Genomic DNA, 25420 nt, shown 5'->3' with positions numbered 1-25420 from the left:
CGGTCTCCCGCGATCTGTAGGGCGGGATCGCCGCTCCCGCCGACGCGGCCGCCCTCACCCCAGCAAGATCGTTCCGACCCGTCGCCCCGCCCAAACCAGCGCGAGCCCGCCCAGCACGTTCGCCCCGACGTGCAGCAGGGCGATCGGCAGCCGCTCGCCCCGCACCAGGGAGACCGCCTCCTGCCCGAAGGTGGAGAAGGTCGTCAGCCCGCCAAGGAACCCGGTAACGATCAACCCCCGCGTCGCCGGCGAGAGACGGCCCCGCTCCGCCGCGGCGTACATCGCCAGCCCGATCAGGAAGCACCCCGCCAGGTTCACCGCCAGCGTGCCCAGCCAGGGGTGCACCGGGAACCGCTCCGCCGCCGCCCGGCTGACCAGAAAGCGGCAGACCGCCCCCGCGGCCCCGCCGACGGCGACCGCGACGATCAGCAGGGCGAGCGGCGTCGCCTCCGGATCGGCGGGCGGGGCCGTCATTTGGACCCGGCGATCTTCCACAGCGTCGCGTCGGAGCGGAAATAGACCGCCCCGCTGGCCGCCGCGGGGCTGGCCCACATGCCGTCCTCGCCCAGTTTGTTGGCGGCGAGAATCTCCGGCGAGCCCTCCGCGTCGAAGCCGACGACCGCCACCTCCCCTTCGGAGTTCGGGCAGAACAGGCGGAGGTTCTCGCCGACGCCGACGGCGACGGGCGTCGCCCAGTACTTCCCGCTGAGGCGGGCCTTGCCGACCTCTTCTCCGGTCGCCAGATCCGCGACGGAGAGGATGCCGCCCTGCGTGAGCGTCGCCACCAGCGGGCCGGCGGGCGAACGCACCACCACCGGGGAGGCGTAGCTGGGCCGCAGCCGACTGTTCTGCCAGGCGACCTTCACGGCGTCGGAGCCGACGACCGGTTCCAGGGCGGCGATGCCGTCCGAGACCACGAGGATGCGGCCGTCGCCGTCCGGTCCGAGGGCCACGTTCGGCGAGACGACGGTGCTGGCCCCGTCGCCCCACTCCCAGACGATTTCGCCGGTCCCCGGGTCGAGCGCCTGCAGGCCGTAGCTGCCCTGGCAGAGGGCCAGATCGCCGTCGTTGCGGAAGGCGGAGCCGGCCGGGAGCAGGACCGGGCTGCCCCAGTTCGCCTGGTTCGGCCGATCAAGGACCCACCGCGATTCGCCGGTGGCCGGGTCGAGGCCGAACAGCTTGCTCTCCGCGTCGTTCTCCGCCATCACGATCAACGTCCGCGTGCCGTCTGCGGCGGTCGCCAACAGCGGGGAGGAACTCATCCCGAGGCTGTTCGAGACGTTCGGGTAGTCGGCGGTGAGCCCGCGGTACCACAGGGTGTCGCCGTCGGCGGTCAGGCAGACGACGTCGTTGCTGCTGAACTGGGCGAAGACGAACTCGCCGTCGGTGGCGGGGGTCCCGGTGGCGACGCGCATGTCCGGTTCGTAGGTGCCGGTGCGGCCGGTCGCCTGAAAGCGGCGGTCCCAGAGTTTGGCGCCGGTTGCGTCGTCAAAGGCGAGGACGTGCAGCACGTCCGAATTGAAGCCGCTGTCGGCGGTGACGTAGACACGCCCCGCGGCGACCGCCGGCCCGCTGAACCCCCCTCCGGGCAACTCGGCGGCCCAGGCGACGTTCGTTCCGCCGGCGCCGTCGAAGGTCGTCGGCACGGCGGCCGTCGCGGCGGACCGACTGCCCGGTCCGAGGAAGCCCCGCCAGGCGTCGTCGGCGGCGCCGTCCGCGGGGCCGGCGGCGAGGGCGGCCAGAAGCAGGAGCGGGGTCATTCAGCGGCGGCGGGTTGGGGTTCGCGGAGCGCGGCGCCCGTGGGGTCGGTGACGCGGAACTGCATCTGGTAGCTCTGGGCCCAGCTTTGGTCCTGTTCGTTCTGGAGCAGTTTGACCATCAACAGGTTGCGGCCGGCCCGCACCTCGGCGGGGATTACGTATTGATCCATCTTCGTGCCGCGGTGGTACTCCGCCCGGGCGAAGACCAGTTCGCCGTTGAGGTACAGCTTGAAGGCGTTGGGCGTGCCGAGGCGAAACGTCACCGGACCGGCCACGGGGGCCTGATACTCCCGGGCCAGCATCACCGCGGAGCCCTTCCAGTTGGTCAGGTCGCCAGCGATGTCGAGCCTGCCGAAGTCCTCGTCGGTCGTCAGCGGCTGCCAGGTCACTGTGCCGCCGGCCTCCGGGTGCTTCGAGGGGAAGGTCGCATCCGGATCGAAGCGGCCGGGGGTCTCCTCCGGCGGGAGGGTGCGGTCCCAGCCGACGCCGTCGCGGTGGTCGAACGGCCCGACCAGCTGCCAGTTCGTCAGGAAGCCGAACTGCCGCTTGAGGTCGACCGGCTCCCCGGCGTCGGCCAGCCGCTTGGCGAGCGTTTCCACCTGATCGCGGTCGAGGGCGGCGTCCAGCAGATTTCTCAGGCCCGCGGGCTCCGGGTTCTCGCCCAGTTTCGCCAACGCCGCGGCGACGGCGGCCCGGCGGACGGGCGGGGCGGCGCTGCCCAGACCGCGATCGGCGAGGTAACGGTCGGCCGCCTCCGGCGCCCGCTCGCGGAGCAGACCGAACGCCAGGGCGGCGGCCTCCGGGTGCGGGTTCTCTACGGTCAGCAGGGCGATCAGCGCCGGCGCCAGTTCGGCGGGGGGCAGGTCGTCGGCAATCGCCTGCACCGCCCCGGCGAGCAGGTTCCGCCCGACCGGCCCGGCGTCGGCGAACGCGGCGAACAGCGCCGGCAGGCGGTCCGCCGGAGCGTCCGACAACCGGCGCAGGGCCTCAGCCGCTTCGACGCTCCCCTCCCCCTTCGGCCCCACGGTGACGACGGCGGCGAGGTCCTCCTCAAACCCTGCAAACGCCGGACCGACGCCCGCTGCCAAACCGGCCAAAACCGCCCAGACGACGCAGCCGCGGAAACGGGCTGGACCGGTTGAGCCGGTCGGTGCGATAGAAGTTGCCACAGGGTTCGCTCGACGGGGACGGAACCGATTTGGACGATGGTACCGGGCGGATCAGGCCCCCGGAACTGTCCGCCGCCTGCCGAGCGCCGGCTGTCGCGTGCCGGCCGTCGTTCCCGAATCGCGAAGGATCGCCCCGTGTTCGCCCGCCTCGCCCGCCGCCTGCCGTCGATCGCTTTGTGCGCGGCGGCAGTCTGCTGCGCCGCGGCGTTCGGCGGCCGGGCGGAAGCCGACGAGACGTGCACGCACGGGGGGGCCGGCGGGATCCATCAGCAGCCGGGGGTGAACTGCCCCTACTGCGCCGCGGACGACGACGTCTGGCGTTGGCGCGTCCTGCCCCCCTCCCTACTGTTCAAGCCGTACATCGCCGGGGTGAAGGCGGCCCGGATGGCCGGGGTGCTCAACCGCGTCGACGGCGGCCGGATGGGCGAGACGACCCTCGACGGCTCCCTCGGCGCCCGGATTGGCATCATTCGCCTCGGTCAGGACGGCCCGGACGCCGACGGCTGGCAGTTCGACATCGAGGCCGCCGCCTTCCCCCGCCTAAACCACGACGAGGAGATGGACCTCGACGCCACCGATTTCCGGGCCGGCCTGCCCCTCTCCTACCGCAGCGGGCCGACCGCGATCTCCTTCGGCTACGACCACATCAGCACGCACGTCGGCGACGAGTTCTTCGAACGCAATCCGGACTTCGAGCGGGTGAACTACTCCCGCGACGCCCTACTGCTCGGCGTGCGGCAGGACCTCTCCCTCGAACTGACGGTCTACGGCGAGGCGGCCTACGCCTTCGCCCGCGACGGCGGCTCCGACCCCTGGGTCTTCCAATTTGGGGCGGAGTACTTCGACGAAATCAGCCCCGCCAGCGGCGGCCCCGTCGCCGCGGCGAACGTGCAGTTGCGCGAGGAGTTCGAACTCGGCGGCCGCTTCACCACGGTCGTCGGCTGGCAGTTCCGCGAACCGGAGACCGGCCGCCTGCTCCGCTTCGCCGCCCAATACGACGCCGGCAAGAGCCCCTACGACGAACTGTTTGGCGAAGACGAAACCGCCATCGGCCTCGGCGTCTTCTACGATTTTTAATTCGGCGAGCGGGGGCGTCAGCCCCCCGTGGGCGTGGTTCTGAGCGACGCACGGGGGGCTGACGCCCCCTCGCTCGCCGTCAGGTGCGCACAAAGACGACCTGCCCGCAGCGGTCGAACGGGTTGGACCGGGTGCGGCGGACGCGGCGCAGGCCGCGGGCGGTCGTCAGCTCCGTCAGCCGCCCGGCGGAGAGGCGCGGCCCCGGGTCCAGCGCCGCGACGCCGCCGGGCCGGAGCACGCGGGCGGTTTCGTCCAGACAGGCCGCGAGGTCGCCGCCGGTGAGGTGGTGGCCGATCACCCCGCTACTGTTCACCAGATCGACCGCCCCATCGGCGAACGGGCGGCCGTCGGCGTCGGTCAGCGGACTGCAGACGCTGCCGACCGCGAACCGCACCGTGCAGCGCCCGGCCCGGTTCGGGTACTCCCGACCGCCGGCGACGGCGGCGAGCGGGGCGGCGAACTCCACCCCCGTCACCTCGGAGCCGTCCGGCAGACAGTAGGCGAGAACCGCCGTGCTCCCGCCGGTCCCGCAGCCCAGATCGACGGCCTTCAGCGGCGTGTCGGGAAGCAACATGTCGAGGGAGGCGGGGATTGTCCGCCAGTTCGCCCAGGCCTGCCGGCCGTTGACGGCGTCGAACTCCTCGGCGGACATCGCCGCGTACGCCGCTTCGACCGCCGCCGGGTCCGTGGAGCGAAAGGCCACCCCGCGGGCCGCCAGCGCCCGCTCGGTCCGCCACTGCCGCCACACGACCCCCGCCAGGTTCCCCGGCCCGGCCCCCTTCACCTCCGCCGGCGGACAGCGCAGCAGGCCGTCCGAGGCTTCGGCGGCGGCGAGACGGAGGGCGGCGGAACTCACGGGACGGCGCAGCGCGGGCGACGGGTTGAAAGCGATCGGCGGGACGGGAGTGTAGATTTCCCGCCGACGCCCGTCGCCTGCCCGCGGCCCGGGCGCCCCGTCACCTCGTGCTTCCCCCACCGTGTCGTCGCCGATCGACCGAACCGTTCCGACCGTGTCCCTCGTCGGCGCCGGGCCGGGCGACGCCGGCCTGCTGACCCGCCGCGGCGCCGAGCTGCTGGCCAGGGCGGATCTCGTGCTGGCGGACGCCCTCGTCGGCCCGGACGTGCTGGCGCTGGCGAACCCCGCGGCGGAGATGGTCACCCGCACCCACGCCCCGACGGACGCCCCCGGCGCCCGCGAGGCGAACCAGAACGCCCTCATCGCCCGCATGATCGCCGAGGCGCAGGCCGGCCGGCGGGTGGTGCGGCTGAAGGGGGGAGACCCCTCCATCTTCGGCCGCGGCGCCGAGGAGGCCGACGCCCTGCTGGCCGCCGGCGTGCCGGTGGAAGTCGTGCCGGGGGTGACGGCGGCGATCGCGGCGTCCGGGCTGTCCGGCATCCCGCTCACGCACCGCGACCACGCCGGCGCCGTCTGCTTCGTCACCGGCCACGACGCCGGCCGGGCCCGGGAGCAGATCGACTGGCGCGCCCTCGCCGCATTCCCCGGCACGCGGGTCTTCTACATGGGCCGCCGCCGGTTGCGGCGGATCGCGGCCTCGCTGATAGAGCACGGCCTGAGCCCGCAGACCCCCGCGGCGGTGGTCTCGCAGGCGGCGACGCCGGAGCAGCGGACGGTCTGCGGGACTGTCGCCACGATCGCCGCCGACTGTGACGCGGCCGCCCTGCCCGGCCCCGCGATTTTGCTGGTGGGAACCGCCGCGACCGAACCGGGGGACCGCGGTTGGTGGGAACGCCGGCCGCTGCACGGCCTCTCGGCGGCGCTGGTGGGCGCCGGCCCCCAGCCCGCCGCCGCGGAGCGATTGCGGGCGGCCGGAGCGGAAGCCGTCGACGTCCCGCTGCTCGCCACGCCGCGGATCGCCGCTCCGGACGGATTGGCGGAGGCCGTTGACGCCCTCCGCCCGGGCGACGCGATCGCGTTTACCTCCAGCAACGGCGTGGATGGCTTTGGGCGGCTGTTCGAGGGGCCGGAGCGCCGGGACCTGCGGGCGCTCTTCGGGGTGACGCTGGCGTGCGTCGGGCCGTCGACGGCGGCGGCACTGGCCCCCCTGCGCCTCGTGGCGGACCTCGCGCCGGAGGAGTATTCCGCCGAGGCCCTCGCCGACGCCCTCGCCCCGCACGTCCGGGGGAAGCGGGTCCTGTGGCCGACCTGCCCGGAGGCGAAACCGACCCTGGCCGACCGCCTGAGCGCCGCCGGGGCGGAGGTGCGACGGGTACACGTCTATCGACAGGCCCCGGCGACGGCGCTGCCGGCGGACGCCGCCGCCCTGCTGGACGCGGGGCGGCTGGACTGGGCTCTGATCGCCAGCGGGAACCTCGGCCGGTCGTTCGCCGAGCTGTCCGAAGGCTCGGCCGGCCGCGCGCGTTTGAAAGTCGCGGCGATCAGCGAGAACGTCGCCGCGGCCTGCCGCGACGCCGGGCTGCACGTCGCCGCCGTGGCCGCGGAGGCCACCTGGGACGGCCTGGTCGACGCGGTCAGCGAGGCGGAAACGGCGTGATCGCGGCCGGCGTGCGACTCCGCACGCGGCGTTTCGTCTCCCCCGCGCGCCGAGGTTCGTCTTGACCGTTTGGGGCCGGTTGATTGAACGTCTCCGGCAAGCAAGACACCGGGTCGGCGCTCCGCCGGCCCTCCCCCCGGCACGGACGCCGCCATGCACGCCCCCCCCGCGGTTCCCCCCGACACGGATCACCCGGTTCCCTCTCCCGCCGCGGCGGCCTCCGCCGCGGCGTCGACGCTGAAAACCCGTCTGAGTCGTTGGGCGGCGAGTCTGTTTATCGGCGGCTACCTCAGCGTGCTGGCCGCCGGCGTCGCGTCCCACGCCCTGGAGTTTCATCAGGGGTCCCACCCCCTGATGTATTATATCGTCTGGGATATGTTCTGCGGGTGGAGCGCCCACAGCTATCGCAATCACGTCATCGCCGAGGGCGAAAGCGGCACCTGGTACGAGGTCGGCACCGGCCCTTGGGAGGAGGCCCGCCCGTTCCGCCCCTACGGCGACCTGAAACGCATTCATTACGACGTGAACGCGACCCACGGCGCCCGGACGGCGTTGAACGTCCTGCGGCACACCGCTCACGAGCCGATCGTCCGCATCGCCCTGGTGGAGGAAGTCTGGGCGAAGAAGTTTAATTTGCCGGAGCCGCACTGGTCGGAGCGGTGGAACGTGCCGAAGGACCCGGCCAGTTATTACGCGGTGCGGCACGTGCTCTCGCCGAACGGGCAATTGCTCGGCTCGCGGCCGTCTTGGGCCTCGGAGGTGGTCCAGCGGAACGTGCAGGACCGGGCCAAGATCCGGCGGTTCTCCCCCCGCTCCGCCCCGATGCTGGCCGGCGCCGGTTGGAATGCGCCCGTCGCCGAACGCCGCGGCCCCGCGGGGGTCGTGCCCGCCTCGCATTCGTCAGAACTCGCCGACTGATCGCGTCTGGCCCGCCCCCCGCACGCCCCGCCCCGCACCCGCCATGACCCCCGCCGAATCGGCCCCCGCGGCCCCCGCCCCCGACAGCCCCTCCCTCGCCGAATTGAAGCGCTCGATCGGGCGGTTCTTCTTCGCCGAGGAAGTCCCCTACGGCGCCGCGGCGGTGCGAATCGCCCTCGCCCTGCCGATCCTGCACGACGCGGTCAAACGCTGGCCGCACGCCCGGGAACTCTATTCCGCGGACGGCGCCCCCGCGGCGCTGTGGCACACCTACGGCCTGCCCAACGTCCTGCCGGAACTGCCGGGCGGGGCCGCGGTCGCGCTGTACTCGCTGTATTTCTTCGCCCTGGTCGCGGCGCTGGTCGGGTGGAAGGCCCGGACGAGCTGCGCCCTGGCCGCGGCGGGGTGCTTTTATTTCGGCGGGCTGGATGCGACCGGCACGCTGAACAAATACCTCGTCGTCGCCACGCACCTGTTCGTTCTATTGAGCCTCAGCCGCTGCGGCGCCGTCTGGAGCGTCGACGCCCGCCTCGCCCGCCGGGCCGCCGCGGCCCGCGGCGAAGCCTGGACGCCGCAGCGGGCCCCCGCCTGGCCCCGCCGCCTGATGCAGTTTCTGATCGGCGGCGTCTATTTCGGGGCGGCGTTCACGAAAATTCACACGCCGGAATTCTTTAATGCGGAGCAGATGACCTACTGGATGGTCACCAACGTCAACGGCGTGCACCCGCTCGGCCCGCTGCTGGCCGTCAATCCGGTGTTGTTGCAAGTCGGCGCCTACTCGACCTGCCTGTGGGAAATCACCTTCCTGATGATGGCCTGGCGGGGCTGGGGCCGGCGAATCTGGCTGCCCCTAGGCTGCATGTTCCACTTAATGACGACGCTCTCCCTGGGTCTGTTTATTTTCCCGCTGGTGAGCGTCTCCGCCTACGGGGCGTTTCTCAACGAGCGGGACGTGGCCGCGTTCCGTCAGCGGTGGGCGAGCCTCTGCGAAACCGTCCAAACCCGGCGGCCGGAGCTGGCCCGGACGCTGCGGTCGCTGTGGCCGCCGCGACTCGGCCTGCCGGCGGTCCCCTCGTCGGCGCTGCGGTGGGGCTATCTCGTCGCCGCCCCGCTGGTCGCGGTGATCGGGATGGGCGCTGAATACCAACTGGACCCGTACGGCGAGCGCGGCGCCGACGGGCCGCTGCCGCTCAAGGCGATCGATCCGGCGCTGGTGCGGTCCATGACCGCCCCGCACCGCCCGCCCCGGCCCGCGGACCTGCTGTGGGATTTCGACCTCGGCCGCCAACTGATCGGCGGGCACCTGGTGGGCCGCAGCGACGAGTTCGACTGCACCGGGGCGATCTTGGCCCAGGCGTGGCTCTCCCCGCCGCACGACGACGTGGTGCTGGAATGCGTGCTGCATCACGCCGACGGCGAGGGCGGCGCCGGCCCGGCGATCACCCGGCAAAGCGGCGTGCTGACCCGCGAACAGGCCCGGTACACCTTTATCTGGGCGCTGGACGAGTGCCTGATGCCGGGGCCGTACCGGATGACGCTGAAGATCGACGGCGTGCCCGTCGCGGACGAGTTCTTCACGATCGTCGCCCCCTGACCGCCTCGGCCCCGCCCTTCGCCCCGCCCTTGAACGCGCCGGCCCGCCGCTGACGCCCGCCGGCGGGTGTGGTAGGTTGGGCGGCGTTCGGGGTCGCGGTCCTCCCCGGCCGCTCGCCCTCCCCCGCCCGGCGTCCGATCCCCGTGTGGCTCGTGTCCTATTTGCAGCCCCTGTGGATTGCGTTCGGCGTGGCGACGATCGCCTGCGCCGGCTGGGCGGTGATCAGCGGGAGGGCGAAGTACCTAGCCGTCGCGGGCGTCTGCCTGCTGCTGGGCGCCGCGACCTTCGGCGCGGATTGGTACGTCGTCACGGAGGCGGAAAAGGTCGAGGCCCACATCGACGAACTCGCCGCCGCCGCCGTCGCCGGGGATACGGAGAAGGTCCTGTCGTTCCTCTCCCCCACCGCCGTCCTGCCACGGACGAGCGTGGCGTTCGGGTTCAACCTCGTCACGATCGAGGACGACCTGCGGCTGACCGACCGCAGCACGGAGGTCACCGCGAACGACACCCAGGCCCTCTCCGATTTCCGGGCCAACGGCACCGTCCGCGTGCCGCAGCTTGCCGGCGCCAGCAAGCATTTCGCCACCAAATGGCAACTCGTGTGGCGCAAGGAAGCCGGCGAGTGGAAGATCACCGAGGTCCGCCGCTTCAATCCCATCACCGGCGAGCCGATCGGCCTGCTGGACCGGATGTGACGGAAGACAATCGGGCGGACCGCGGCCGTCCGGGACGGCGTCGCAATTAGGGGCCGAACTCGGTGCGTTCGCTGTAGAACAGCGTGGCGTCGTTGGCCCCGCCGGCGCCGAACTGCACGCGGTTCATTCGGACCGCCCCGGCGGAACTGAACCCCGGCCGCGCGCTGACCCACGCCGGGCGATACGCCTCCCGCGACACCGGTTGCGGGATCACGCCGACGAGGTGCGGGGGAACCTGGTGCGAGAAATAGCTCGGCCGGCTCATCCAGCGATCGGCCCCTTGGGCGCCGCTCGCCAACGCCCCGCTCAGCAGCGCGACCGCGAACACGGTCCAGAGCGCACGGCGGAGGGCGGAGGCACGATCGTCGTCGTGCTGCGGGGCGGTCTGCGGCGAAATCATGGTCGTGCGGCGGGATGATGCGAAACGGCAACGTCCGTTGCCCCCGACGAGGCGTTCCGGCAACGCCGGGCGGCTTCGGGGGGCGGTTTGGGACGCTGGTCCCCTCCAACGCGAACCGCGTGCCGGACCGATTACGGACTGCCGGTGAAGACGCGGGCGGACAGGGGGCGGTGGTCGGATCCGATGTCCGGCCCCGCCCGCAACCGCATCAGGCCCGCCCCGCCGCCGGGGAGCAGATGATCGATCGGCAGGGCGAACAGCGGATTCCCGGCCCGCCAACTGGTCGGTCCCCGACCGCCCAAGCGGGGGTCGTCGAGTCCGCCGGCGGTCCGCAGATCCGCGAAGTGCGGGCTCCACGGCGTGCAGTTTAGATCCCCGCCGACCAACACCGGCCCGCCGCTCCACGCGGCAAGGTCTGCGACCTGAGCCATTTGGCGATTCCTCAACGCCGCATACTCCGCTCCGATCGGCGGGAACGTATGCACGTTGTAAATGGTCAAGGAAGGGCGGCCGTCGTCCATCTCGACCGTGCAGCGGATCAACGGCACGCCGCCGCAGTCGATCGTATTGAACGTCGCGGGCCGTTTGGAAAAGACGGCCATGCCGAAATTATCCGGCCGCGGCTCGACCCGCCGGTAGGGATAGCGTGCGTACAACGGCTCCAGGTCCTCGGCCCACCGGGCGTCGATCTCCTGCAGACACAGGACGTCCGGCTCCACGTCGTCCAGATAGTCCAGCAACAAAGCGGCGTTGCGGTTGCGGGTGAGGACGTTCGCGGTGACGACCCGAATCCCGACGTCCCGGAACTCGGACACGAGCGTCTCGTCCGCGAAAAACGCACCCCGAAGCAGCGGCCCGCCGAGGATCAGCGCCGCCACGCCGCACAGCGCCAGCGGAACCCACTGCCGGGCGAACAGCAGCACGAGGCCGATCGCCCCGGTTCCCAGCAGCCATTGGAAGCGGAAGTGCGTGAACAGTTCCGCAAACCACCACCACCGGCCGGCCAGCCCGATCAGCCACGGGACGAACGGCAACGCCGCGAGCGCCCACCAGAGGCGGGAGCGTCCCGGGCTCTCCGAGGTTCCGGGACGCGGCGGTTCGTCGGCCGGTGCGGTCCTCGTCACAGCGCCCCGGGCTGCGCTTCCGCCGTCGTGAAATCGCAGCGGCAGGCGAGCTTGCCGCCGACGGACACCTTCCCCGTCAGATAGACAGCCCCGGGCAGGCGGTCCTTGATCGTCACTTCCACCTGGCAGGTGTCGCCGGGGCGGATCATGCGTTTGAACTTCACCCCGTCGGTGCGGGCGATCACGGGCAGGCCGCCGCCGCCCTGTCCGAGGGCGGCGATCAATACGGCGCCGGCCTGATAGCACATCTCCAATTGAATCACCCCGGGCAGCAACGGGGCGCCGGGGTAGTGGCCCTCGAACAGCGGCAGGTCCGCGTCGATTCGTTTACCGGCGAGAATCGTCCGCTCCTCGCCGGGTTCCGCTTCGTCGTCGATCGACGCCTCGTCGAGCCAGAGGAACGGCGGGCGATGCGGGATGAGCCGTTCGATCTCCTTCAGCGAGAGAATGATCATGCGGTCGCCGTCCGATTCGCGAGGAACTCGTCCACCTTGGAGCCCACGATCACGCCGTAATTCACCGCGCCGAGCCAGCCGGACATGATGATGCCCACGCTGCCGGCGTGCCACAGGCCGGGGACCTGCTGGGGCAGTTCCTCGCTGACTTTCAGGCCCTCGAACTTCGTGCCGAAGCTCGCGCCCAGCTGGTGCTTGGTGTAGTGCTCGAACGTGCGGGGGGTGCTGACTTCGATATGATCCAGCTTGGCGCGGACGTCCGGGATATAATTCTGCTCCAGGCATTGGAGCGTGGTCTCCGCCAGCTCGGCCTTGTCGGCTTCGTATTGCTCGTCGCTCAATCCGGCCCAGTCTTCGTAATTCGCGTTCGTGCTGGAGACGATCAGCCAGCGGTCGCTGCCGGGGCGGGTCTGCGGGTAATAGAAACTAAAGGTCCGACTGCTGACGTCCTTGGAGAGCATCGCCTCGGCGTCGAAGCCGCTGTGCTCCGAGTGGAACAGCAGGTCGCCCAGGTCCGGATCGAAGCCCTCGCCGGGCTTGAGGGCCATATAGACCTGGGCGGAGGAGTTGTTGAGCCGGACCGCCTTGGCCTCCGCCGCGAAGTCGGGGTCCAGCCGGTCTTCGCCGACGAGCTTGAGCACCGTGCTTTTGAGATTCGCGTTCGACAGCACGGCGTCGCAGCCGATGCGGCGGCCGTTGACGACGACGCCGGTCACTTGGCCGTCGTCGTTCGTCTCAATTTGCTCCACCTCGCAGCGGATGCGCAGGTCCACGCCGTTCGCCAGCAGCTCCTTCTTCATGAGCTTGACGAGTTCGTCCGTCCCCCCGCGGAAGGTGAACACGCCCTTATGCATGAAGTTGCTGAAGACGATCCCGTAGGTGATCGCCGGATCGTCCAGCGTGCTGCCGTTGGCGTAGGTGATCGGCTCCATCAAGAGACGCACCACGTCGCTGCGGCCGGGGAAGAACTCTTCGAACAGCTCCCGGGTGGTGAGGTGCTGATCGTCGTAGAAGTTCATCGACCGGGCCCGGTCGAAGAAGGCCTGCACCGTCTCCCGGGGCACGCCGAAGGTTTCGACGAGGTGATTGGTGAAGTCCTCCCGGTCGAAGGTCGTGCGGAGGCTAAACTGGGGGTTTTCGAACCGGATATGTTCGAGCTGCACGATGCGGTCGGCGATCTCCTTCGACCAATATTTGCGGCAGCTCTTTTTCATCCCCACCGGGAAGCCGTGCAGGCTGATGTCGAAGATGTGCCCGCCGGCCCGTTTGAACCATGTGGCCATCCCGCCGAGCTGATAATGGTGCTCGAGCAGCAACACCTTGTGCCCCTGCCGGGCGAGCAGGTTGGCGCCGGTGAGGCCGGCCAGTCCGCTGCCGATCACGACCACGTCGTAACGGTCGGCGGCGCCTTTGAGGAAGTCTTTGGCCATGAAGCGTCGGGCGAGCGTGGGGCGTCGGCCCCCCGTGCGGGAAGGGCGTGCGAACCGGGGCGGAGGGAGTCTAAGCCGCCGGCGCCCTTTGCAAAGCGGAGCCAGCCGGTACGTTGACCCACCCGTGACCGTCTCAGGGGGCTGACGCCCCCGCTCGACAGCCTCCGGGGGCTGACGCCCCCCGCTCGCCTGGATTTCCCGCGCCCATGCTGAAGCCGCTCGCCCTGATCGCCCTGCCCGCGGCGCTGCTCGCCGGAGCGGCCGACTGGTACGCCGACGACGCCGGCGGCCCGGCGTGGATCGACGCGGTCGTCGGGACGCTGGCGGTGTTCGGCACGGCCGCGGGGGTCGCGGCGCTGAAGCCGGAGCCGGCCCCGGCGCCCGCGAAGCCGCAGGCGACGGCCGCCCCGGCGAAGCCCGCCCCGCCGCCCAAACCGGTCAAACCGCCGGAGCCGAAGCGGCCGGAGGGGGAGGACGCGCTGGTGCTGCTCGCCACGTTGCAGCGGGAGGCCCGGCTGATCGACTTCCTCAAGGAGGACCTGTCCGCCTACGACGACGCCCAGGTCGGCGCCGCGGTGCGGGACGTCCACCGAGACGCCGCCGCGGCGCTCGACCGGCTGTTCGCCCTCGGTCCGGCGGTGAACGCGGAGGAAGGGTCGCGGGTCGATCCGGCCTCGTTGCCCGCCGGACGGGTGAAGACGACCGGCCACGTCGGCGGCGGCGCCGGCACGCTGGTGCACCCGGGCTGGGCGGCGACGAAGGTGAACCTGCCCGCCCGCACCGGCCCGCCCGACGAGGCCGCCGCCCGCGTGCTGGCTCCGGCGGAAGTCGAGGTAGGGTAGAAGGTTGAAGGGGGAAGATGGAAAGTGGGGACGGCCGACCCTGCGCGTCTTTCACCTTCAACCTGCCTCCTTCCACTCATGTATTCCGTCGGCATCGACCTCGGCACGACCAACAGCGTGCTCGCCTCCTGCCCGATCAGCGGAGACGGGGTGGGCGAGGACGGGGCGGGCGACGCCCCCGCGGTGCTGCCCGTTCCGCAAGTCGTGGCCCCGGGAACCGTCGAGAGCCGCGACGCCCTGCCGAGCTTTTGCTATCTGGCGCCCGAGGCGGAGGCGGACGGCCTCGCCCTCCCCTGGGCGGCGGGTCCTGCCCATGACGGCCCCGGCTACGCCGTCGGCGAGTACGCCCGGCAACGGGCCGTCGAGGCCCCGGATCGGGTGGTCGGCACGGCGAAATCCTGGCTGGGGCACGCCGGCGTCGACCGTCGGCAGCCGATCCTGCCGTGGGACGCCGGTTCGTCGGCCACGGGGGGCGACGTGTCGAAGATCAGCCCGGTGGAGGCCTCGGCCCGCCTCCTGCGGCACCTCGCCGCCGCGTGGGATCAGGCCCACCCGGACGCACCGCTGAGCGAACAGGCCGTCACGCTGACGGTTCCCGCCAGCTTCGACGCCGCCGCCCGCGACCTCACCCGGGAGGCCGCGAAGGAGGCCGGGTTCCCCGCGGACTTCGTGCTGCTGGAGGAACCGCAGGCGGCGGTCTACGCGCACCTCGCCGACCGCGGCGACGACTGGCGGAAGGACCTGTCGCCCGGCGACGCCCTGCTGGTCGTGGACGTGGGTGGCGGGACGACGGACTTCTCGCTGGTCTCCGTGACCGATCGGGAGGGCGATCTGGAACTGGAACGGGTCGCGGTCGGCCGGCATCTGCTGGTGGGCGGGGACAACATGGACCTCGCCGTCGCCCACCACGCCGCCGGGTTGCTCGCGGAGAAGGGCGTCACGCCGGACCCGTGGCAGTCCGTCGCCCTGTGGCACGCCTGTCGGACGGCGAAGGAGAGGCTGCTGGGGGTGGACGCCCCCGAACACGCCCCCGTCGCCGTGCTGGGGCGGGGCCGCAAGCTGATCGGGGGGACGGTGTCGGTCGATCTGTCGGCGGACGACGTCCGCAGGCTGGTGCTGGACGGGTTCTTCCCGCAGGTCGCCGCCGACGAGAAGCCGCAGAACGCGAGCGGCGGCGGGTTCGTGCAACTCGGGTTGCCGTACGAGAGCGACCCGGCCGTCACCAAGCACCTCGCGGCGTTCCTCGCCCAGCACCCGGACGTGGTGCCCACGCACCTGTTGCTCAACGGCGGGGTGTTCCGCTCCGCCCCGCTGCGGGAGCGGTTGCGGGAGACGCTCGCCGGCTGGCTGCCCGCCGCCCCGACGCTGCTGGACCGGCCGTCGGCGGCGCTGGATCAGGCGGTCGCCCGCGGGGCGGCGTTTTACGGCGCGACGAAGAAGTCCGGCGGCGTGCGGATCCGCGGCGGGACGGGGCGGAGCTACTACGTCGGCATCGAGACCGCCGGCCTGGCGATCCCCGGGGCGCCGCGGCCGCTTTCGGCTCTGTGCGTGGTCCCGCAGGGGATGGAAGAGGGCAGCGAGACCGCGGTGCCGGTCGAACGGCTGCCCGGCGGCGGCGTCGGCGTGACGGTCGGACGGCCCGCCCGGTTCCGGTTCTTCGCCTCCCCCAGCCGCCCGGACGACGTGCCCGGCGACCTGCTGACCCGCTGGAGCGAGGAGGAACTGGAGGAGACCGACCCGATCGAAACGACCCTCGACCCGACCGCCGCCGGCAGCGGCGACGCGGTCGAAGGCCAGGTGATCCCCGTGAACTTTCACGCCGCGGTCACGGAGTTGGGCGAGTTGACGCTGTCTGCCCGTCAAACGAACGGGGACGGGGTCTGGACGCTGGGCTTCGACGTGCGAGAGGAGTAGGCCGCGGCGCCGCCTCCGCCGGGCCGAAAGAGTCCAATTGCCCACTCAACGGGCATCACTGCACGACAAGCGTGCATTCGGACGGTCCGTCGAAGGATTTTGCGGGGGATTGCGGCAATCCCCGCATCGCATCCCCGCCGGATCGCTTGCGGGTGAGGCAGGACCGCGTACCGTCAGGCAATCTCGATTGGCGGCCGTGTGCCGCCGATCGCCTCCCGACGAATCCGTAAGAGCCTCGCCCCGCATGGCCTCCGCGTCCGACGTCCTCTCCTTCGCAAAGAAGCACAACGCCGAGTTCCTCGACGTCAAGTTCTGCGACCTGTTCGGTCAGTGGCAGCACTGCTCCTACCCGATGGACATCATCGGCGAGGACGAGATCAACGAGGGCTTCGGGTTCGACGGCAGCTCGATCCGCGCCTGGCAGCCGATCAACAACTCGGACATGTTGATGGTGCCGGACCCCAGCACCGTCAAGATGGACCCGTTCTTCAAGCGGCCGACGGTCACCGTCATCGCCGACATCGTCGACCCGGTCACCAAGGACCTGTACTCGAAGGACCCCCGCGGCGTCGCCAAGAAGGGTCTGGCGTACCTCTCCCAGACCGGCATCGCGGACACCTGCTACATCGGCCCGGAGCCGGAGTTCTTCGTCTTCGACGACGTGCGCTTCCAGAGCGCCCAGCACCAGAGCTTCTATCAGATCGACAGCTCCGAGGCCCACTGGAACAGCGGTCGGGCCGAGGGGACGAATCTGGGGCACAAGGTCGGCCCCAAGGCCGGCTACTTCCCGGTCGCCCCGATCGACAGCATGGGCGACCTGCGGGCCGAGATGGCCAAGGCGATGCAGGCAGTCGGCATCGTGGTCGAGGCGCACCACCACGAGGTGGCGACCGCCGGCCAGTGCGAGATCGACATGAAGTTCGCCCCGCTGCTGACGATGGCGGACCAGTTCATGTGGTTCAAGTACATCATCCGCAACGTCGCCAAGCAGCACGGCAAGACCGCGACGTTCATGCCGAAGCCGGTGTACGGCGACAACGGCTCCGGGATGCACACCCACATCAGCCTGTGGAACGGCTCCGAGACGCTGATGGCCGGCGACGGCTACGCCGGGCTGAGCGAACTGGCCCTGCACTCCATCGGCGGCATCCTGAAGCACGGCCGGGCCCTGATCGCCCTGTCCAACCCGACCGTCAACAGCTTCCACCGGATGGTCCCCGGCTACGAAGCCCCGGTCACGCTTGCTCTGAGCCAGCGGAACCGCTCCGCGGCGCTGCGGATCCCGATGTACTCGCCCAGCCCCAAGGCGAAGCGGGTCGAGTTCCGCTGCCCCGACCCGCTGGCCAACGGCTACCTCTCCTTCACGGCCCTGATGATGGCCATGCTGGACGGCATCCAGAACAAGATCGATCCGGGCGAACCGCTCGACCGGGACATCTACGACATGACCGATGAGGAATTGGCCACCACCCGTGTCGCGCCCAAGAGCCTGGGCGAGGCGCTGGAGGCCCTCGAGGCCGATCACGAGTTCCTGCTCAAGGGCGACGTGTTCACCCAGGACCTGATCGACAGCTTCATCAAGTACAAGCGGAAGCACGAGATCGATCCGATCCGTCTCCGCCCCCACCCCTACGAGTTCGACCTCTACTACCAGGCCTAGTCCTGGAAACCAGGCGTCGTCCCCAACGGACTCCGCCCGGCGTGGAACGTCCGACTCGTCGAGTCGACCGCAGCCCGTCCCGCATCGCGGGGCGGGCTGTTTTCGTGCGGGGCGAAGGCGGATACTGTCGGTTCGCCCCCGCCCCCGTTCGCCCCCGAGGAGCCGCCGATGCCGTCGCCGTTCCCGGGCGTTGATCCTTTTCTGGAAGGGCATGGGCTCTGGCGGGAGTTTCACAACGCCTTCATCGTGGCTGCTCAGGAACGGATCCTTGAAGCGCTCCCGGAGAAGTACGACTGCCCGATGGAGGTCGAACTGTTCCTGCGGGAGCGATCCGCAGAGGAGCGAATCGGCGTTGGGCGAGCGGATTGGGCTGTCGGTCAGCCGCGAACGACGCCGAATCGGCCGCCGGAAGCGGGCTCCGGGAACGCTGTCGGAACGGTCGCGCCGTCGATGCGCTCCGTCCTGCCGCCCGCCGTCGACGAGGAGTACCGCAATTTACTTCACATCACTGATCGGTCGGGGGAGCGACTGGTCTGCGTCGTGGAGTTACTGAGCCCGAGCAACAAGTCGGGCGGCGATCGAACTCAGTACCTCAACAAGCGTCGACAGATCGAGCGAAGCGACGCGCACCTCGTCGAGATCGACTTGCTCCGGGGAGGACGGCGGCTTCCGATCGGCGATGAGGTGCCGCTTCCGTTCGTGGTCCTCGTCGGACGGGCTGACGAGCGTCCCGAGGTGGACCTTTGGACCTTCGGCCTGAGGGACTCGCTCCCGGTCATTCCGATCCCGTTGGCTGACGACGATCCGCCGCTGCCGCTCCCGCTCGCCGAGGTCTTTGACCGGACGTACGACCGCGGCCGGTACTCCCGCCGGGCCTACCGCTTCGCCCCCGATCCGCCGCTCTCCGCCGAAGACGCCGCGTGGGCCGCCGCGGTCCTCACGGACGCCGGCGTTCCCCTCCCCCCCGGTTTTCCCCCTGACCAACGCCCTGACGACGGACGGCCGTCCTCGGCGAACGACTGACTGATCTCTGACTTCGTGACTGAACCGCTCTCCTACAAATCCGCCGGCGTCGACCTCGAGAAATACGCCGAGGGCATGGCGAAGTTGCCGGACCTGCTCGCCCGGACCCGCCGCCCCGGCGTGATGGACCTGCCGGGCGGGTTCGCCGGGCTGTTTCGCCTCGCGGATGTCGCGCAATTCAAAGACCCGGTGCTGGTCAGCGGCACGGACGGCGTGGGGACGAAGCTGAAGGTCGCCTTCGCCGCCGGCAAGTACGACACCGTCGGCGTCGATCTGGTGGCGATGTGCGCCAACGACGTGCTCTGCCTCGGGGCGGAGCCGCTGTTCTTTCTCGATTACATCGCCGTGGACCGGGACGACCCGGACCGCCTCGCGGCGCTGGTGGCCGGCGTCGCCGAGGGCTGCACGCGGGCCGGCTGCGCCCTGCTGGGCGGCGAAACGGCGATCATGCCGGGGGTCTATCGGGAGGGGGAATTCGACCTCGCCGGCTTCTGCGTGGGCGTCGCGGAGCGGGACCGCCTCGTCGACGGCTCCAAGATCGCCGCCGGCGACCGGCTGATCGGCCTGCCCTCCGCCGGGCTGCATTCCAACGGCTACAGCCTCGCCCGCAAGATCGCCTTCGAGCACGCCGGCCTCTCGATCGACACCCACGTCGAGCGACTGGGTCGCACGGTCGGCGAAGAGTTTCTCGAACCGACGCGCATCTACGCCCGGCCGATCGGCGAACTGCTCGGCAGCGACCTGCGCGACGCCGTGCACGGCCTGGCCCACGTCACCGGCGGGGGGCTGCGGGAGAACGTCGAACGCATCCTGCCGGACGGGCTGGCCCTGAACGTCGACGAGGGGTCCTGGGAGGCGCCGCCGGTCTTCGATTGGCTGCGGGACCTCGGCGGCGTGGCGGAGCCGGAGATGCGGCGGGTCTTCAATATGGGCGTCGGCTTCGTGCTGATCGTCGCCGAGGACTGGGCCGGGGGGGTGATCGACCGCCTCGAAGCCCTGGGGGAACGTCCGTTCCCACTGGGAACCGTCGCCGACGGCGGCGGCCCCGCGGCCGACGCCTAACCGCGCAGCCGTCCGTCGGGTAGAATCCCTCCGCCCCCTGCCGAAAGACGCCCCCGATGGACTTTGCCAACCTCCTCCCGGTCATCCTCATCGCCGCGGTCGTGATTGGGGCGGCGGTGGGCCTGCTGGCCTTGGGGACGATGCTGTCCGGCCGCCGCATCCAGGGTAGTTGCGGCGGGCTGGCGAACTCGAACATCCCCGGCCACGACGCCAAAAGCCCCTGCATGTCCTGCGGCGCCAGCCCGGAAAGCTGCGATCGCCCCGGGGCGGAGGACGTCCGCGAGGCGCTCCAGAAAGAGGACGCGGCCCGCTGAGCAATCGGTGCGCGATCGGTTCGCGCCCGTCGCCATCCCCGGCGGCGCGGGTCGGATTGACGCGGTTCTGCTGAATGTAGGGAGACGGGGGCGCCGATGGGCTGGGAGGACGTTCTCATCCCGCCCCGAGTTTTCCCGTGACCGTGGTTCGCACTCATCGTCGGACCTCGCGTCGTTCGGCTCTCTGGGGTTCCACGCTGCTGGCGGGGGCGGCGGCGAGCCTGCCGGGTTTCGGGGCGTCCGCGATCGCCCAGGAGTCGGCCTCCACGTTGCCCACCTGGAGCCCCGCACCGGCGGCGACGCCCGTGGCCGCGGCGGCGTGGCCGTCCGTCCGCGATGAAGCCCCCGCCCGGCCGATTCCCGGTCCGGCGGCCGATCCGCGACTCGCCCCCCTCGCCCCGGCGCCCGCGCCGCAGGGATACCCGCCGGTTCACCCGTCCTTCGCCTACCCCGGCCCCGGCCCCGGGCCCTACCTCCCGCCCGGCACTATTTACGAAGGTGGGACGTTCGCCGACGGCTCGACCTACCTGCCCGGCCCGACCTACCTGCCCGGCTCGACCTACCTGCCCGGCCCGACCTACCTGCCCGGCCCGACCTACCTGCCCGGCCCGACGTTCGCCGGTTCTCCCTACGCCGGTTCGCCCTACGAACAACCCTGCGGGTGCGGGCCGGTCTGCGGGCCGACCTGCGGCTCGATGCTGCCCCAGGGCCTGATCGCCCCGCCGCCGCTGGCCTGCGAGGCGGACCTCTGCGGGCGGCTCTACGGCGTGGAGGACGACCCGATCGTCGACCCGCTCTCCGCCGCGTTCGCGGTGCGGCTGGACACCCCCACCTCGGCCGCCCTGCTGGACTTCCAGAACCGGCAGACGGACAAGCAGCTCATCCTGCTCGGCTCGATCCCTTCCGTCGTGCCGCGGCCGATCCTGGTGCCGGGCGCCCAGCTGCGGCTGTCGGGCCTCTACGGACGGACCAACACCCCCGATAAGTTCGGCTATCTCGGCCGGTTCCCGACGGAGTTCAACGGCAGCACCGCCGGCGACCTGAGGGTCCTTCAGGCGAATCTCGCCGCGACCGCCTACTTCACCCCCTGGGCGACCGGGTACGTGGAGACGCTGTTCAGCGACGTGTTCAGCTTCCCCTCGCACAATCAGGGCAGCTTCCAGGTCCGGCAGGCGTATGCGGTGTTCGGCGACGTCCGCACCTGCCCGGTCTACGCCTACATCGGCAAGAAGAACCTCAGCTTCGGCGACTTCAGCACGCTCTCGCCGTTCACTCAGGCGGTGCCCTGGCACTACTTCGCCGCGTTGGGCGAAGGGGCCGGCGTGGGCTTCGTCAAAGGCGGCCTGCACGTCGTGCTGACCGGCATCGCCGGCGGGCGGGGCATCCGCACCGTCGACAGCGAGACCACCGGCAAGGTCAACAATTTCGCGGTGAACGCCTCCTACGCCGGGACGATCGGCGAGCTCGAATACCTGTTCGGCGGTGGCTACCTGGACGGCACCATCTACGACGCCGCCGTCCCGGAGCACATCAACCCGACGCTGTTCGGCCCGAAAAACTGCGTTTGGGACGTGAACAGCACGCTGCATTGGCGCCGGCTGACTTTGGCGGGCGAGTATGCCCAGACCGCCCGGAACTGGCCGGTCACGGACTACGAGATCTCCGCGTGGAAGGCGGAGTCCGCGTACGACGTCTCCGCCCTCGGCCGTCCGCTGCGGCTCTCGACCAGCTACAGCGTGGGCAAGCAGGCCCAGACCGGCGAGGAGTGGGACCGCAACGCCCAACTCGTGCTGGGCGCCGGCTGGCAACTCAATCCGAACGCCCTGCTGAGCCTCGAATACGTTCGCAGCATCGGTTTCGCCCCGCTGATCGGCCTGACGGCCCCGACCGTGAGCGACCGGGACGTACGGCAGAACTCCTTGGTCCTGGGCGTCTCGCTCGTCCTGTAATTGCATAACGCCGAGGCCCCGCGGGGCCTCGGCGTTATGCGTAATTCGCGATTACGCCTTGGCGGCGGCGGCCTTACGGGAGGCGGCCTCGGCGGATTTGGCGTTTGCCGTCTCCAGCCGCTGGGCCCGCTCGACGAGCTGGTCCGCGGTGAACACGTTCACGCGGCGGCCGCCGCGATCGAAGGTCACGTGGCCGTCGATCAGGCTGAACAGGGTGTAATCCTTGCCCATGCCGACGTTGGCGCCCGGGTGCCATTTGGTGCCGCACTGCCGGGCGATCACGTTGCCGGCGGTGACGGATTCCCCGCCGAACTTCTTGATGCCGCGCCGTTGGGCGTTGCTGTCCCGGCCGTTGCGGCTGGAACCCTGTCCCTTCTTATGTGCCATCGGGGCGAACCTAACTTCTGAGCGAGCCGGGGGGCGGACCAGCGAGGCCGGGACCCCCGCCGGGACCGCGCACGCTGTGAAAAAGTAAAGTGGGGGCGGATTGTGGCGACCGGCCCGCCCGGCGACAACCCCGGCGCCCCCCGGAGCCGGGAACTCGGCCGGCGATCGGCCGGCGGATCAGTTCTCGCCGAAGCCCCCGACGGCCTCCGCCCGCACGCCCTCGACGGCCTCGGGGGAGACGTCTCCCTCGCCGTCGGCGTCGACGGCTTCGTCTGGCAGGTACTCCCAGTGGGGCACGCCGGCGGCGGAGGGAACGTCGCCGCGGGGGTCCACGCCCAGGCGGAACTCGGTCTCCACCTCGTCGATCTCGTCGCCGGGGCGCCAGAACTTCAGCACGCCGGTCCGGCGCTCCGTCACCGGCTGGCCGTCCGGGCCGTCCACGATGCGGTAGCCGTTGCTGAACCCGTTCAGCAGCACGGTGAAGCGGTCGGTGGTCGGATCGACGCCCTTCCAGGTGGCCACGCCGTAAACCGCCCCTTCTCCGGGCGGGGCGTCCGCGGCGACGCCCGCGGGCAGATCGCCGGAGGCGGAGACCGTGGTGTTCAGCTTCACGTCCGCGAAGGCCCCGCGCAGCTCACGGTTCTCGATGACCGGCAGCGCGCCGGGCAGGATCACGTCGCGGTACTGCGTGGCGCCGCCGTCCTCGGCGATCAGCACGAACTCCGGCACGAAGGGCGGCGCCGCGGGCGGGGGGTCCAGTCGGTTCTGCGGGGTGCGGGCGGTGTTCTTCTCCGGGCTTTGCAGCGGCCGGTTCGTCGCCCGCCAGACCAGATACCAAACCAGCTCCCGCGCCGTCTCCCCGGTGTCCGGGTCGGTGACCGGCAGGGCGGCGAGCCGCATCGGCTTGAAGTCGACCTGCATCACCCACAGATCCGCCTGGGAGCGGATCTCCGCCCCGGTGGCGATCGAGGGCAGCGTCGAGTCGAACCCGCCGCTCTCCCGTCCCCCCTGCGCCAGGGCCGAGGGGGCGGACGTCGCGCCGGCCGCGACCACGGCGAGACCCGTCAGCAGGGCGAGCCCGGTCGGCCGGAAAAGCGTCGGGGCGAAGCGGCAGACCATGGAACAGACTTCCGGGGGGGGCGAGCGGACGGTCCGCGGACGGAGCACGTACGGTATCGGTCGCCGTTGAAGGCGGTCAACGGCCGCCCGGCCCCGGCGGGCCGGCGGAGCGGGCCCCGCGCCTCGGGACCGCCGCGACCGGAACGGCTGCGGCGTTCGCAACGACGGGCACCGTCGGCGGAACCTTGCCGTTCCGCCCGCACCGCCCCTCAATCCGCGGCCCGGCCGAACTCAGCGGCCGCTTCGTCCACAACGTCGGTTCGCCTGGAACGGGCGTCGGTCAGAACTCGACTTTAATGTCGCCGCGTTCGTACAGCGGCAGGTGGCGGTAGTAGACCTCCAGGGTCATGACCGACAGGCAGGTAACCCACAGCCGGCCGCCGGCTTTGTCGTTATGGCTGCCGCCCGGCTTCCAACTGCCCGCGAACTTGCCCGACTTCTCCTGCGTGCCCACGAGCTGGTCCCGTTGGACGGCGTTCCACTCCTCCCACTTCTTACCGCCCCAGTGGTGCAGCACCTGGGTGGCGTAGTAACCGTAGTAGCTGTCGTTCCGGTTCGGTCCCCGCTTGGCGAGCAGTTCGACGCCCTTCTCCAGCCGCTTGTCCGTCTCGTCCCAGCCCATGTACATCCGGCACAGCAGGCCGACCGCGTCCATGGGGGGGCGGGAGCCGCCGGCGCCGTCGGCAGTCTTCGGCAGGTAGCCGTACTGGGCGCCGTCGTTGTGAGAGGCGAGGTCCAGGAAGGTGTTGACCCCGAGGAACGCCCGCTTGTTGATGCGAATTTTGGCGGCCTGAGCGCTTTTGAGGGCCATCAGTTGCCAGCCGACGACGCTGGTGTCGCTGACTTCCGGGGTGGAGCGCTCGAACGCGGGGGTGTAGCGCCAGCCGCCGTCGACGGGGCTCTGGGCGCTGACGATGAAGTTGACCCCGGCCTCGGCGGCCTGCCGCAGCCGGCGGTCGTTGGTCATGCCGTGGGCTTCCGCCAGGGCGATCGCGGCGAGGCCCTGGATATACATGCCGCTCTGCTTGACGCCGCCGCGGTAGTCGCCGCCGGCCGGGCCGACCCGCACGTTCTGCAGCAGGTAATTAATTCCCTTGCCGACGCTCTCCTTATAAGGCCCGTCGTCGGTGTGGGTGTGCCCGGCGCCGAGGAAGGCCAGCAGGGCCGCCGCGGTGGCGCCGGTGGGGGCGTCGCGGACCTCGGTTTTGCCCATTTCGTCGAACGCCTCTTCGTCGCCGACGTCGTTGAAGTTCCAGCTCCCGTCCGGCCGCTGCTGTTCGGCGATCCATTTCAGGGCGGTGGCGACGGCCTGCTCGCTCGCCGCGTTCCCGCCGTACTTCTCCAGCAGGGCCTGCTTCGCCGCCCCGCTGCGACCCTCGGTGATCTGGCCGGGGTCGAGGTTCAATGTCGCCCCCGCTGCCTCCGGGTCGAGCGCCATCGTGGGGTCCGCGTCGCTCATGTCCAGCGGCATCTCGGACATCACCTCCGCCTCCACTTCGCTGGTCACGTCGGTGACCTCGCTGGGCTCCTCCATCTCGGTGAGCTCCGGCATCTCGACCGCCTCGAAAATCGGGGCGTCGTCCGGTTCCTCGGAGGGCTCGCCGAGGATGCTGAAGATCTGCTCCCGCACGTCGCTGGGCATCACGATGAACGACAGGGCCAGCAGCACGACGACGTGCACCAGCACCGCGAAGCCCCAGACGCCGAGGTACTCCACGAGCGACCGCCGGGCCGGCGGCTCTTCGTCCAGCACGCTGCGGACGCCCGACGGCGCGGCGGCCGGCTGCTTCGCGGCCTTGGACGCCGCCGCCTTGGACGGTCGAGCGGCCGCCGGGGCGGAGCCCGCCTGCGGACCGCGGGACGCCGCACGGCCGCGTTCGAGAACGGCGCTGCCGTCGGAGGCGGATACAGACATGGCAGTCGGCGCGGGGGACCGCAGGGAGGCGCCGACGAGCCGCACCGGTCCGCGGCCCCGGCGACGGGAAGAATCCGCGAACGACCGGGGCGGGCAGCAG

22 protein-coding genes and 1 pseudogene are annotated in these 25420 nt (G+C 71.0%); 12 read left to right on the top strand and 11 right to left on the bottom strand.

Annotation, left to right across the window (positions count from 1 at the left end; genetic code table 11):
- Positions 1-54: 54 nt before the first annotated feature.
- Genes crcB through CA12_RS10920 form a run of 3 tightly spaced genes read right to left on the bottom strand, consistent with a single transcriptional unit; the run spans position 55 to position 2857 of the window.
- On the bottom strand, positions 55-474 hold the full coding sequence (gene crcB, locus CA12_RS10930; protein WP_145358984.1) for a fluoride efflux transporter CrcB: 420 nt from the start codon (positions 472-474) through the stop codon (positions 55-57).
- Positions 471-1760: an outer membrane protein assembly factor BamB family protein gene (locus CA12_RS10925; protein ID WP_145358983.1), complete on the bottom strand. Its 1290-nt coding sequence runs from the start codon at positions 1758-1760 to the stop codon at positions 471-473. The genes crcB and CA12_RS10925 overlap by 4 nt, the downstream gene beginning before the upstream one ends.
- Positions 1757-2857: a hypothetical protein gene (locus tag CA12_RS10920; RefSeq protein WP_145358982.1), complete on the bottom strand. Its 1101-nt coding sequence runs from the start codon at positions 2855-2857 to the stop codon at positions 1757-1759. Before CA12_RS10920 ends, CA12_RS10925 begins: the two co-directional genes overlap by 4 nt.
- Positions 2858-3064: 207 nt before the next feature.
- On the opposite strand from CA12_RS10920, the gene CA12_RS10915 reads away from it, so the two are divergent.
- On the top strand, positions 3065-4006 hold the full coding sequence (locus tag CA12_RS10915; protein ID WP_165700688.1) for a DUF1207 domain-containing protein: 942 nt from the start codon (positions 3065-3067) through the stop codon (positions 4004-4006).
- Positions 4007-4085: 79 nt separating this feature from the next.
- On the opposite strand, the gene CA12_RS10910 is transcribed toward CA12_RS10915, so the two are convergent.
- Complete coding sequence (locus tag CA12_RS10910) at positions 4086-4862, bottom strand: class I SAM-dependent methyltransferase (protein WP_145358980.1); 777 nt, start codon at positions 4860-4862, stop codon at positions 4086-4088.
- 154 nt (positions 4863-5016) lie between these two features.
- On the opposite strand from CA12_RS10910, the gene cobA reads away from it, so the two are divergent.
- From cobA to CA12_RS10890, 4 genes are all read left to right on the top strand, one after another.
- A complete protein-coding gene (gene cobA, locus CA12_RS10905) occupies positions 5017-6519 on the top strand; it encodes a uroporphyrinogen-III C-methyltransferase (protein ID WP_145358979.1) in 1503 nt (500 codons plus the stop codon).
- A 153-nt stretch (positions 6520-6672) separates the two neighbouring features.
- Entirely contained in the window at positions 6673-7437 is a 765-nt protein-coding gene (locus tag CA12_RS10900) for a hypothetical protein (RefSeq protein ID WP_145358978.1), read from the top strand.
- Positions 7438-7480: 43 nt separating this feature from the next.
- Positions 7481-9031 carry an HTTM domain-containing protein gene (locus CA12_RS10895; RefSeq protein ID WP_165700687.1) on the top strand — a complete coding sequence of 517 codons (1551 nt, stop codon included), beginning with the start codon at positions 7481-7483 and terminating at the stop codon, positions 9029-9031.
- A 143-nt stretch (positions 9032-9174) separates the two neighbouring features.
- Complete coding sequence (locus CA12_RS10890; RefSeq protein ID WP_145358976.1) at positions 9175-9726, top strand: Cif family virulence factor; 552 nt, start codon at positions 9175-9177, stop codon at positions 9724-9726.
- 46 nt (positions 9727-9772) lie between these two features.
- Here the strand turns inward: CA12_RS10890 and CA12_RS10885 are convergent, their stop codons facing one another.
- The 4 genes from CA12_RS10885 to CA12_RS10870 all read right to left on the bottom strand — a co-directional run bounded on the left by CA12_RS10885 (position 9773) and on the right by CA12_RS10870 (position 13135).
- On the bottom strand, positions 9773-10126 hold the full coding sequence (locus CA12_RS10885; RefSeq protein WP_145358975.1) for a hypothetical protein: 354 nt from the start codon (positions 10124-10126) through the stop codon (positions 9773-9775).
- Between the two features lie 131 nt (positions 10127-10257).
- Positions 10258-11160: an endonuclease/exonuclease/phosphatase family protein gene (locus CA12_RS10880; protein ID WP_145358974.1), complete on the bottom strand. Its 903-nt coding sequence runs from the start codon at positions 11158-11160 to the stop codon at positions 10258-10260.
- Between the two features lie 86 nt (positions 11161-11246).
- Positions 11247-11705 carry a 3-hydroxyacyl-ACP dehydratase FabZ family protein gene (locus tag CA12_RS10875; RefSeq protein WP_145358973.1) on the bottom strand — a complete coding sequence of 153 codons (459 nt, stop codon included), beginning with the start codon at positions 11703-11705 and terminating at the stop codon, positions 11247-11249.
- Positions 11702-13135, bottom strand: a complete 1434-nt coding sequence (locus CA12_RS10870) for a phytoene desaturase family protein (protein ID WP_145358972.1) — start codon at positions 13133-13135, stop codon at positions 11702-11704. Before CA12_RS10870 ends, CA12_RS10875 begins: the two co-directional genes overlap by 4 nt.
- A 206-nt stretch (positions 13136-13341) precedes the next feature.
- Between CA12_RS10870 and CA12_RS10865 the strand changes: the two genes are divergently transcribed.
- From CA12_RS10865 to CA12_RS10835, 7 genes are all read left to right on the top strand, one after another.
- A complete protein-coding gene (locus CA12_RS10865) occupies positions 13342-13977 on the top strand; it encodes a DUF2760 domain-containing protein (protein ID WP_145358971.1) in 636 nt (211 codons plus the stop codon).
- A gap of 78 nt (positions 13978-14055) precedes the next feature.
- The gene (locus tag CA12_RS10860) at positions 14056-15891 is read left to right on the top strand and encodes an Hsp70 family protein (protein WP_145358970.1); all 1836 of its coding nucleotides are present in this window, start codon (positions 14056-14058) and stop codon (positions 15889-15891) included.
- A gap of 244 nt (positions 15892-16135) precedes the next feature.
- A complete protein-coding gene (gene glnA, locus CA12_RS10855) occupies positions 16136-17551 on the top strand; it encodes a type I glutamate--ammonia ligase (protein ID WP_145358969.1) in 1416 nt (471 codons plus the stop codon).
- A 168-nt stretch (positions 17552-17719) separates the two neighbouring features.
- Positions 17720-18574 carry a DUF4058 family protein gene (locus tag CA12_RS10850; protein WP_145358968.1) on the top strand — a complete coding sequence of 285 codons (855 nt, stop codon included), beginning with the start codon at positions 17720-17722 and terminating at the stop codon, positions 18572-18574.
- Positions 18575-18589: 15 nt separating this feature from the next.
- Positions 18590-19636 carry a phosphoribosylformylglycinamidine cyclo-ligase gene (purM, locus tag CA12_RS10845; RefSeq protein WP_145358967.1) on the top strand — a complete coding sequence of 349 codons (1047 nt, stop codon included), beginning with the start codon at positions 18590-18592 and terminating at the stop codon, positions 19634-19636.
- 56 nt (positions 19637-19692) lie between these two features.
- On the top strand, positions 19693-19950 hold the full coding sequence (locus CA12_RS10840) for a hypothetical protein (RefSeq protein ID WP_145358966.1): 258 nt from the start codon (positions 19693-19695) through the stop codon (positions 19948-19950).
- A gap of 143 nt (positions 19951-20093) precedes the next feature.
- Complete coding sequence (locus CA12_RS10835; protein ID WP_145358965.1) at positions 20094-21899, top strand: LbtU family siderophore porin; 1806 nt, start codon at positions 20094-20096, stop codon at positions 21897-21899.
- A 144-nt stretch (positions 21900-22043) separates the two neighbouring features.
- On the opposite strand, the pseudogene rpmA reads toward CA12_RS10835, so the two are convergent.
- The 3 genes and pseudogenes from rpmA to CA12_RS10820 all read right to left on the bottom strand — a co-directional run.
- Positions 22044-22286: pseudogene (gene rpmA, locus CA12_RS22805) on the bottom strand (50S ribosomal protein L27); the annotation flags it as partial.
- A gap of 177 nt (positions 22287-22463) precedes the next feature.
- Positions 22464-23405, bottom strand: coding sequence for a molybdopterin-binding domain-containing protein (locus CA12_RS10825; protein ID WP_145358963.1), 942 nt, complete (start codon positions 23403-23405; stop codon positions 22464-22466).
- 280 nt (positions 23406-23685) lie between these two features.
- Complete coding sequence (locus CA12_RS10820; protein WP_145358962.1) at positions 23686-25320, bottom strand: prenyltransferase/squalene oxidase repeat-containing protein; 1635 nt, start codon at positions 25318-25320, stop codon at positions 23686-23688.
- Positions 25321-25420 lie beyond the last annotated feature (100 nt).

The sequence above is a fragment of the Alienimonas californiensis genome, assembly GCF_007743815.1.
Lineage (GTDB): Bacteria > Planctomycetota > Planctomycetia > Planctomycetales > Planctomycetaceae > Alienimonas > Alienimonas californiensis.
The sequence above is the reverse complement of the archived record's forward strand: the minus strand, read 5'-3'. Positions and strand labels throughout refer to the sequence as shown.